This window comes from Neorhizobium sp. 05N33, assembly GCF_056397445.1.
Genome location: NZ_JBFTNK010000027.1, coordinates 1 through 10,943, shown reverse-complemented (window position 1 = coordinate 10,943; position 10,943 = coordinate 1). Strand labels below are relative to the sequence as shown.

The window sequence follows — 10,943 nt, the reverse complement described above, 5'->3', positions numbered from 1 at the left end:
CTAGAAGCTGACCGCCTTCGGCTCGATGGCCACCAACCGGCCGCCGTCGATCTTGTAAAGCCCGATCTTGCGCTCAGCCATACCACTCGGCGTAAAGCGGAACAGACCCGTAACCCCTCGAAAACCGGTCTTTGTCATCAGCATTTCCGGCGTCAGTGCCGCAGCACCCTTACCTCTGACGATGCCGGCAGCGACCGCTATGCTGTCGTAACCCTCGGCGGCATAGACCGAGAGCGAACGCTTGTTGAAACGGCGATAGCGCTCGCCGATCAGCAGCGAAGCATCCGGATCGACCGCTGCGATGATGACGCCGCTGGCTGCCGGATCGGAATAAAGCTCCATCGGCCAATGGCTGGTTCCGACAACCGCCAGCTTGGCGAAAGAGGCCCTGACACCCTTCAAGATAGGCCCGATCACCGCAGAATCACCCATCAGCACTAGGGCACCGGCATCATCGAGCAAAGCTTTGTTGCGGGTAAGCAGGTCACCAAGCGGCGCGGCTGGATCATAACGAACCACACCTATCAGCGCACCGCCGGCCTGGCTGACGGCCGATCTCAGGCGCTCTTCGTCAACACCGGCTATGCTATTGGGCGTCAGAACGACAACTCTCTTGTGGCCGGAAGCGATGACCGGGTGCACACCCCGAGCAACGCTCGCCACTTCGTCAAACCCGAAATTGAAGACTTTCGCGCCGGTTACAGGACTTGAAAGATTGATCAGCGGCGGTCGCTGATCGGCCGGAATGGCGGCAATCGCCGCCGTCGTCGCCTGCGGCGCATAACTGATCAGCAGACCGGAATTGCGTGCCTTGGCAGCTGCGAGCGCCGCAGCCACCGTAGTTGGCCCTCCCGCCACGTCGACCACCTTGATCTTCATCACAGCGGCATCGTCAAGTTCGCCGATGGCAAGCGCCGCACCGTCGCGTATGTCGCGCGCGGCGCCCTCATAGACGCCGTTCGGCGCCTTTGTCAGAAGCAGCGTAATTTCCGTCGAGCCCCGGCCGAATGTTTCCTCAACCATGGACGGCGGCGGCTTCAGCGCCTTGTCGTCCAGAACCTTATCGGCGACGGACGAGGACTCGCAGCCGGAGAGAACGGCGGCAGCAAACAGACTTAGCAGCCATAAGCGTACCGGACGCAGGCGCATCGTCATCCGGAAGGTTTTATGAGCAATGTCGGCGAGATCTGAACAGTAAAAAAATGAACGTCCCTGGGGCATTTCGTGGACCACTCTGCGGCCTTCTTGATTGTCGCGGCGGCATGCTAGCCCAGACAAAACTCGTTAACAAGCGCCCACGTATGAATATAAAATTTTATGCTTTTTCTCTCAAATAACTTATTTATAGATTATCTATCTTCAAAAACCAGAAATTCAGGCGGCTTTGCTAACTTCTCCTCAACAAGGGAGACAGAAAATGGCAAACAAAAAGAATATGCTGAAAGCCGCAGTCGTCGCCACACTAGTATTACCATTCATTGCTTCAACAGCACTATCCGCCCCCATGAACAAGCAACAATTTCAGATCAATACTGGATCAACGGTATCGATCATCGGAAGTCATTTTCTTGAATATCTTCCGAAGCCGCTTTCCATCATGGCTTCGCTTGCATTCGGAAACGTACAGGTTGCCGCAGCATTTCAGACATTCAGCGAGCTCGGCTCGAAGATCGCTCTGCCTGCGGCAAGACCTGCGAACGTGACCGAGGTCGCAATTAAGCCGGCCGACCTTTACCCGTCCCGGCGAGTAGAACCAGCACCGTCCAACGGCGCCGTGTTCGATACGGTCGCTATTCCTTTCAAGCGGCTTGCCGCCTTGAAGAAGCTCGCTCCGGCTCTCGAAGAGATGGACAATGGCACTGCAGTGAAATGCAACGGCAAGGGCTGCAGCCCTGCCTTTGCCGCCATCCAGCTTGTCGGCATGAACACGTCGCAATCGTCGCTCCGCGACAAGCTCAATGCTGTCAACGCCGCGGTGAACCAGTCCATCCGCTACCGCACCGACCAGGACGCCTACAAGGTCGCTGACCGCTGGAGCACTCCGCAGGAAACGCTCAGCCTCCAGCAGGGCGACTGCGAAGATTTCGCGATCCTCAAGATGGCGGCGCTTCGTGCGGAAGGCATCGATCCCAACCAGATGTCGATCGTCGTCCTGTTCGACCAGAAACGCCACTTTTACCATGCCATCCTCTCGGTCGAAGCCGGCGGCAAGTTCTTCATCCTCGACAACATGCGCAATCAGGTTCTCCTGGATACCCAGCTTCCCGACTACATGCCGCTCTACTCCATCAAAGGCGGCAAGGGCTTCCTGCATGGCTCACGCCGCAAGGACCAGAACGTGGCGATGGTGACGCCGCTGGAAAAGATTGCGCCGGGCGAAGGTGCCAACTTCTAAGCTTTCCATGGCCGGCGCGCGTTGCGCTCCGGCCTTCAACCTTGAGAACATCAATAACGGGAAATATAGCCGACCAGCATCGGCTTTTCGTGTGCCGGGGCAAGGGCCAGATTGATCTGACCCTTGATGACCTGCCTGGCGCAGGAGATCGTGAAGCCGGTATTCAAGGTCTTGCCACGGTTCATCTGCAGCGTATCCATGGCATCCTCGATCTGCGTGTCGATCGAGAACTTCAAGGTCTTCATCAGCTGCGACGTATCCTCCCCCACCAACCGGTGCCGAAGCATGACCAGAAACGGCTCGTTGAAGAATTGCAGGCGCTTTTCACGTGTCAGCACCACCGTCGGGGACGGCGAAGCCTGGACCAGCGCATTGAGATTTTCGAGCGACGACACATCCTCGACCGTCGCCAGCCGCCCAAGTGCCCATTTAAGGCTGAGGACGCGCAGCAGCGAGGTGAGATTGCCCGCTTCCGGCATCTGGGCCGCAGTGTACTGAACCAGATCACCCGTGGTTATCTTGCCCGCCGCCGACATCCGGCTGAGGCCTTCCCAATAGATCTTCTCAAGCCTGATACCACGGCGCTCGCCATTGCGCGCGACAACCGCGCGAAAACGCGGCTCGACTTCTTCCTTGTCGATGATCGGCAGCGGGTCGCCCGCAGGTTCGATGACGGACATTGAAAGCGCACCTGATTTCATTGGAGGCCTCTACCGCTCGGTAAGCGCATCGGAACGCGCCCGATTGATAGGCTTCATAAGGTAGCTGAGGACTGTCTTGCGGCCCGTCATGATTTCCGCGGACGCAATCATGCCAGGAATGATCGGATAGAGCTTGCCGTTGCGTTCCAGCTCGGACTTGTTGGTCTTGACCTGGACGAGGTAGTAGGTCTCGCCCTTTTCCTTCTCAACGATACTGTCGGCTGAAACGTTGGTCACTTCGCCTTCGAGTCCGCCGAAGATCGCGAAATCATAGGCCGTGATCTTGACGATCGCCGGTTGCCCGCGGCGGACGAACGCGACGTCGCGTGGCGATATCCGCGCTTCGATCAGCAGCGTATCGGCCGTCGGGACAATTCCGGCAACCACACGGCCCGGATCCACGTAAGCGCCGATCGTGTTGACTTCCAGGGTATTGACGATGCCGTCGACCGGCGAGCGAATGTCGGTACGCTTGACGCGGTCCGAAGCACCGCGGATCGTTTGGTCGATGACCGAGAGCTCTGCGAGAGCTTGCGCCTTATCGGTGAGGGCCTGTTGACGAACCGCCAATGAAATTTCACCCACTTGGAGCTTTGCTTCATCGACAGCACCACGAAGGCGTATCAGGCTTTCCTGATAGACCTTGAGCTGACCCTGCTGGTCCGTAAGCTGGCTTTCGATCGTCAGAAGCTGCGTCTGCGAGACCAGCCCCTTTTTAGCGAGAGGACCGTAAAGATCGCGCTGCCGCATCGAGGAGGCGATATTCTGTTCAAGCCGATCGATATTGGCATTGGCTTCGCTGAGTTCGTTCTGACGCTGCTTCACACGCTCCTGCAGCACATCAAACTTGTTCTTGTAACTGGCCTTGTTCGCCGAAAACAGCCGATCTTCGTTGTCGCAGACGTTCTTGGCGACCTTCAAGACATCCGCCGGACATACGAACGGCTGGTCGTACTCGCCTTTTTCTTCCATCTGCAGGCGTGCGATCTTCGCACCGATCGCCCTTGCCTTGGCAACCGATTCCCCGAGCGTCGATTCGGTCGTCGTATTGTTCAGCTGAACAATCAGATCGCCTTTGCGGACCACTTGGCCGACCTGAACCGCAATGTCCTGCACAACCCCGGCTTCGGACGACTGGATGATCTGGGTCTTGGAAATGGGAATGACCTTGCCTTCGCCCCGGGCGATCTCATCGATCTCCGCAAGCGCGGCCCAGGCGAGGAATGTCGCCATGCAGGCCGCCACCAGGCCGACCAGCATGCGAGCGAAGAACGGAGGATTGTCGTGAACGCCTTTGCTCACGGCTTTGCTCCCTTGCGCTGCATCGCCTCGAGTACGGCAGCCTTCGGCCCGTCGGCAACGATGCGGCCCTTGTCGATCACCACCAGCCGTTCACACAGTTCCAGCATGCTGAAACGGTGCGTGGCGATCAGCAGCGTCGTGTCGCGGCTGAATGCGGTCGAGAGCTTGGCGAGCAGATGGCGCTCGCTTGCAAGATCCATGGCGCCTGATGGCTCGTCAAGAAAGACAATCTTCGGCTTGGTCAGCAGCAGGCGCGCGATCGCCAGAGCCTGTTTCTGGCCGCTGGAAAGATTGCTGCCGCGTTCGCCGACCGGCATGTCGAAACCGCGCGGATGGTTGGAAACGAACTCGTCGACGCCGGTCATCTGCGACACGTGGAGCAATTCCTCGTCCGTCGCATCGGCGCGGCCGATCAGAAGGTTTTCCTTCACCGTCCCCGAAAACAGATCGGATGATTGCCCGGCCACTGCCACCGCCGAGCGGACTTCCGACATGTGATACTGGCGAATATCGACGCCGTCGATCAACAGGCGACCGTCGGATGGCAGGAAGAGGCCGTCGAGAAGGCGGCCGAGCGTCGTTTTGCCCGAGCCGATGCGGCCGATGATCCCAACCCGCTCGCCAGGAGCGACGGTCAGCGAAAGCTGATTGATGACCTTGTAGTCAGAGCCCGGATACTGAAAGGAAACGTTCTGGAAGCTGAAGCCGCCCCGCTTGATCTCGCGGTTCACGAAACCCACCGTGGAGGGACGATCCTCCGGCTGTTCCATGATCTTGTCGAGGATCTTGAGCGACGTCATCGCCTGCCGGAACCGGGCAAGCGCCATGGCGATCTGGCCGAGCGGAGCGCCGGCCCGGCCTGCCAGCATGACGGTCGCGATGATCGCGCCCATTGCCAGATGGCCCTCGGAAAACTCGTAGGTACCGGCGATCACGATCAGGACGCTGACCATCTGCTGGACAAGATTGGTGAGGTTCACCGCATTCGAAGAGACATGCTTGATTTCTTCGCTGGTGCGGCTCGAGAGCTTCATCAGTTCCTGCCAGCGACGCAGCATGCCCGCTTCGGCGCGAAGGCTCTTCACGGTCTCGATCGTCGAAATCGTCTCGACCAGCAGCGACTGACGGCGTGACGCCTCGTTGGTGGCCGCTGCCATGCGGTGACCGATCTTGGCCTGGGCATGCAGGCCGATCAGCACCGACAGCAGCAAGGCTACCGACGGGATCACCACAAGCCAGCCGGAAAGCGTGTAGATCACGATCAGGAAGATGAACACGAACGCCGTATCGATCAGCAGGCCGACCGTGTTGGACGTGAAGAATTCACGGACGAACTCGTACTGCGTGACGCGGTTGGCATATTCGCCCGTCGATAACGGACGCGAAGCGAGCGTCGAATTCAACACCTTGTCGAAGATCATCTGGGACAGGCGCAAATCCGCGTTTCGCCCGGCATGGTCGATGAGGGCGGCACGGGCGGTCTTCAGCAGGAAATCGAACGTGTAGGCTAGCGTGATGCCGATGGCGAGCACCCAAAGCGTCGGAAACGCCTTGTTGGGAAGCACGCGGTCATAGACGTTCATCGTGAACAGCGGCGAGCCGAGCGCAATCAGATTGATGAACAGCGCAGCCATGATGACGCGGATATAGGTGCGCCAATAGGGAACCAGCGCCCGCAACAGCCAGTGGCGGCGCTCGATTTCTCCGGCTGTACCAACCGAGGCATGCTCGGACGCGTTCTGATAATAAAGCGTGAAGGCAAAACCGAAGCTCGGCTTCAGGGCCACGAGTTCCTGACGCGTCAGCTTGACGGGATTTCCCGAGGCCGGAACGAGGTCTGTGATGTAGTTTCCGTCGGGATCGGTTTCGAGCAGCGGCAGCACGCCGCCGTTCTCGAAGACGATGATGGCCGGGCAATCGAAATTGCCCTCGCGACACTCGCGTTCGCCGTGGCGGATGACTTCCAGCCCGATACGCTGGGCAAGGTGTTCGACATCGTCCAGTTCCAGAGATTCGGAAACCTCATCCGGCAATCCGGAGAACAGGACGATGTCTGACGTCGGGCGCCCGTAAAAGCTCGCAACAGACCTGAATGCAGTTTTAAATGTCCGAAACGGCGTAGTATCTGCGTGGTCGAGCTTTACGTTGAGCATTTGGTCCTTGCCAATCCGTTACTGTCGGATCGGCGCCAGGAGATCCATGGGCATGCCAGCCTTTTGACGGGAGTCAACTTCGACATAGCCAGGATTCGTGACGCCACCCGGGACAGCAAACTCATTCCGGGCATACGCCTCAGCCTGGCCGACCGGCTTCAGCTTCATCGATTGAAGCAGACTGCCGGATGCGGCCAGGATCTTGTATTCGGCGAAAAGGGAAGCAAATCGTGCGGTTTCCGCAAGAATACTGGTGTTGAAACGGGTGTTCTGGGCATCCAGCACATCGAGAAGCGAACGCTGATTGACCTTGAATTGTTCGCGATACGAGGTGACAAGGCTGCCGTTCGTCGAGGACTGGCGCGCCAGGATCCCGGCCAGTTCGCCGCGGCCGCTACGCTCGTTCCATGCGGAGCGAATGGATTCTTCGACCTCGCGATGGGCCTGGGCCAAACCGTAACGCTGCTCGCTGGCGCGACGGATCTGCTCCTGCTCGCGCGCCTGATCGATACCACCGCGATAGAGGTTCCAGCGGGCGGTCACGCCGACCTGAACGTCGTTGGTATTACCCTGGTTGCCATCGATGTCGTTGCCGACCCGCGCACTGCCCTGAAGATCGACCTTCGGGAGATAGTTGGCGCGTGAGCCACGCACACCGGCATCCGCCGCATCGACATCGGCATCGGCCGCATGAATCTGCGGGCTGTTTTTCTTGGCGATGAAGATCGTATCGTTGAGCGTCTTCGGAATGAACTTCGCCAGCGATACCGGCGCCTTCACAGGGCCGATCGGCTCGCCGACCGTCTTCAGGAAACGGATCTTCGTGAGTTCCAGCTCTTCCTGGGCTTCGCGCAACCGGGCACGTGCCGCTTCGAGTCGCTCGCGGCCCTGCAGACGATCGGCGTCGGTCAGCGCACCACCCTGGATGCTGGCACCGATATCGCCGAGGATCTGATTGTGGGCAGCAACGTTCTGCTGCGCAATAGCGACGATCTTGGACTGAAGGATATACTCGAGATAATCTTGAGTGACCTGAAGAGCCAGCGACTCGGACCGCTCAACAACGCGGAACGAAGCCCCATCAACGCGCGATGCCTGCTGCTCGACCTGAGAACGGCGACTGCCGCCGTCAAACAACGTTTGAGTAATCGTCAGGCTCGCGTCGGACCCTTTAAAGTTTTCATAGTCGCGGGTAAGCGTACCTGTACTGCTGTTCGACAGTCTACGCCGGCTTACACCCGCCTGCAAATCTATCGAAGGAAGATAAAGGCCCCGTGCCTGCCTCAACTCGAACTCCACAGCCTCGCGGTTTTCTACCGCCTGCATGATTTGCGGGTTCGTTTTCAAGGTTTTTGCTACCGCTTCATCAAGCGTCATTGCATTGGCAGGCGCGCTAAACACGATCCCCAAAGCTACAGTCGCCAACAGCGTCGCCAAAATTCTTTTGCTCTTAAACAATCGGAAGCCCCTCGCCGATCTAAATCCCATTACGGCATTCATATACTGCGGCGATTTCGTTGGGAAGTATTATCATTTCTAATTCAGAGGCCCAAGCCCGCTCGGAATATTCCATTGCCTAGGGTTAATTACCAAATGGAAACTATCTATATAATTGTTTTCTATGTGAAATTTCTAACGACAAAATATCGGCCTAAAAACTTGTGGTTTGGCATCTAATTGCCCAGGCGTATACATTTACCTCTTGTGTAGCCTCCGAGACACATCGGCATGTCCCTTCCGTAGTTGGCCGCAAATCACGTAACGCCTCAAAAGTGTATAAAATTGAAGAGACTCAAGTTTTGGTATTATTTTATTGATCAGCATCTTCTGAAACAAGAAAAGGCGCCTGCGCGCCTTTTCCGTTGTTTCGATTTTGGGCAATCTTCACTTAGACATGAGATATGTTGGCCGCGTGCTTGTCGTCGTCGAAGAGGATCTTGACGGCTTCCGTGTGATTCTGAAGCACGGCGACGTCCTTCCAGCTATCGGTCGCGACCTGAACGCTGACGGTCGTGTCGTTCCCGGCAATCGTGGTGCGAACGTTCGCGGCAGCCTCTTCACCGGTTGCCTGATGACCAAGCAGGGTGTCGAGGAGCTTCGAAACATCGACCGCATCGCCTTCGCTCGACTTGTAGTCGGTGATGATGTCGGCCATGTCGAGTTCGTGCAGGGCCGAAGGGTCGAGCACGAAGGTATCCGCGCCGGCACCGCCGGTCATCTGCGTCAGGCCCGGCATGCCGGCAAGGATGTCGTCGCCATCGGTTCCGACCAGGGAGTGGTCAGGCGCATCGCTGAACAGAGTGTCGAACCCGACTTCCACGAACGAGCCGGTCGAACCGTCTGCGTAGGTGAACGAACCCTCTGCAAACAGTGACTGACCGTCGATATAACCTTCCGCGCCATGAGCATCGAGCGAGATGCCGGTGATGCCGTAATCGTGGAGGCCCTTCAGCTCGCCGGCGTCGCTGATGCCGTTGCCGTTGGCATCCTGCCAGACCAGCAGCTTGTCGAAGCCGGTGTCGGAGGCATCGATCTTGCCGTCATGATTGACGTCAAGCGTCGAAAGCGCCGCCACACCGCCGGCATGCGTGCCGCCGCCAAAGTTCGGGGTGAAGATCTCCGAACCGTTGTCGATCTTGCCGTTGCCATCGACATCGAAGGCAAGGATGCCGTCGGTCTTGGTCCAAGCCACCTGGTCCTTGTGGCCATCGGCATCGATGTCGAACTTCACGCCATTTTCGACCGAGGTGAAGGTGAAGCCGTTGTGATCGAGATCGAGGATGATGGGGTCAATAGACGATACGACACCATTAGGGTTGAAGGGGGTGGTGTAGATGTCGGTGAGCGGTGCCCCGGTCAACTCTACCAGTGTTCCGCCCGCGCCACTTCCGGTTTGCTGATACACGTAGCCGTTACCCATTGCGTTAAACGCAAGTGTCGCGCCGGCTTCGCCAATGTTAGTGGCCATAAGATATTGCACAACAGCGGCAAGAGCCTGTGTCGAGTTTATCGAAAGGGGCGGGTAATTCTGATAGGTCTGCAAGTTATCGGTGCCATAGAACGTAGCAATACCCGTTTGATAGTTGACCGTGTGCAGTTCGACGGTATCTCCGCCGATTGCGAGAGTAGAGTCAACACCATTGGTGACGAATAGATTGGCCTGCTTCACTGGCACCGAGAAGTCGAGCTTGTCCGCAGTTCCGCCGGTACCCCAGTCGGTGATCACGTCATAGCCCGTGATGGTGCCGTCGTTTAAGGTCCCGCCAATTTGAGGCGTGGAATCGCCGGCAGCAATCACGAACGTGTCGCTGCCTGCGCCACCCGTAAGAGTGTCGCCGCCGCCACCGCCGGTGATGGTGTCATTGCCACCACCGCCGGTAATGGTATCCTTGCCCGCACCGCCGCTCAGCGTATCGTTGCCCGAACCGCCCGTGATGGTGTCGGCCTTGGACGAACCGGTCAGCGAGACAGCCGTGGAATCACCATCATTGGTCAGTGTCCAGCCATTCGCGCCGGTGGCATTGGCAACGCTGATGTCGTGGCCAGCCGCGATGATCGTTGCCGAGCCACTGTTGGAGGAAAGCGAACCCGAACTGCTCGACGCCGACCAGTTAGTGTCAGCTGTCGCAACGGTGGTTCCCGCCGCCACGAGAATGTCTCCGTTGCCCAGGTCGGTGATGGTGTTGGTCCCCGTGCCAAGGGTGAACCTGTCGTTACCGCTGCCGCCGGTGATCGTGTTGGTGCCATTGCCGGTCGTGATGGTGTCGTTACCGCCTCCACCATAAACCGTGTTTACACCGTTGCCGGTTGCAATGGTATCGGCACCGGTGCCGCCAATAAAGATATTGTCACCATTGCTGCCGGTCATTGTGTTAACGACCCCGTCTCTGGCTACGAGAATATAATTCCCGTTGTCCGGCGTTGTGATCGTGGAGCCACCGACCACCGACACAGTTCCCGTCGATCCGTCGCTCAACTGATAGGTAAACGAACCACCGCTCGTGATGCCGATGTCCTTGATCTGAATGGATTTACCATCAGCGGATATATCACCGCCATCTAGATCAAGGCTGCTTACATTCGAAATTGCAGTGATCGTCGCGGAAGACGAAGTATTACCGGTAAGCTCCGATGCTTGAATGGTCATGGCATTGCCCTGACCATTGCCCGCAATATCGGCGATGACGGAATAAGTCGGCGCATCGCTTGTGCCGGCAATATTGACGGTGATCGTCGTCGTCGCGCCGTCTGCGGACGACACCGTGATGCTGTCCGTATAGGTCTGGCCGGCCACGAACTCGTCGTGGGCAGTGTTCGTGGCGTAAGTCCACGTTCCATTCGTGTTGATCGTGAACTTGCCATAGCCGTTCGAACCAGCAGCATTCGTCTGAG

General features: G+C 57.9%; 7 protein-coding genes. 1 reads left to right on the top strand and 6 read right to left on the bottom strand.

Annotated elements, in window-relative coordinates; translation table 11 throughout:
• Window positions 1–1,155, bottom strand: a complete 1,155-nt coding sequence (locus tag AC1DLT_RS30110; RefSeq protein ID WP_477489151.1) for a type 1 periplasmic-binding domain-containing protein — start codon at window positions 1,153–1,155, stop codon at window positions 1–3.
• Window positions 1,156–1,597: 442 nt separating this feature from the next.
• Between AC1DLT_RS30110 and AC1DLT_RS30105 the strand changes: the two genes are divergently transcribed.
• Window positions 1,598–2,395 carry a transglutaminase-like cysteine peptidase gene (locus tag AC1DLT_RS30105; protein WP_477489150.1) on the top strand — a complete coding sequence of 266 codons (798 nt, stop codon included), beginning with the start codon at window positions 1,598–1,600 and terminating at the stop codon, window positions 2,393–2,395.
• A gap of 50 nt (window positions 2,396–2,445) precedes the next feature.
• On the opposite strand, the gene AC1DLT_RS30100 is transcribed toward AC1DLT_RS30105, so the two are convergent.
• The 5 genes from AC1DLT_RS30100 to AC1DLT_RS30080 form a co-directional block, all read right to left on the bottom strand.
• Complete coding sequence (locus AC1DLT_RS30100) at window positions 2,446–3,075, bottom strand: ribbon-helix-helix domain-containing protein (protein WP_477489149.1); 630 nt, start codon at window positions 3,073–3,075, stop codon at window positions 2,446–2,448.
• Window positions 3,076–3,105: 30 nt separating this feature from the next.
• Window positions 3,106–4,356 (bottom strand): HlyD family type I secretion periplasmic adaptor subunit, encoded by a 1,251-nt coding sequence (locus AC1DLT_RS30095; protein ID WP_051900193.1) that lies wholly within the window; start codon window positions 4,354–4,356, stop codon window positions 3,106–3,108.
• Between the two features lie 38 nt (window positions 4,357–4,394).
• Entirely contained in the window at window positions 4,395–6,551 is a 2,157-nt protein-coding gene (locus AC1DLT_RS30090; RefSeq protein WP_038545971.1) for a type I secretion system permease/ATPase, read from the bottom strand.
• An 18-nt stretch (window positions 6,552–6,569) separates the two neighbouring features.
• Window positions 6,570–8,009 carry a TolC family outer membrane protein gene (locus AC1DLT_RS30085; RefSeq protein ID WP_157885177.1) on the bottom strand — a complete coding sequence of 480 codons (1,440 nt, stop codon included), beginning with the start codon at window positions 8,007–8,009 and terminating at the stop codon, window positions 6,570–6,572.
• A gap of 430 nt (window positions 8,010–8,439) precedes the next feature.
• On the bottom strand, window positions 8,440–10,943 hold a 2,504-nt coding region (locus AC1DLT_RS30080; RefSeq protein WP_477489148.1), incomplete at its 5' end, for a beta strand repeat-containing protein.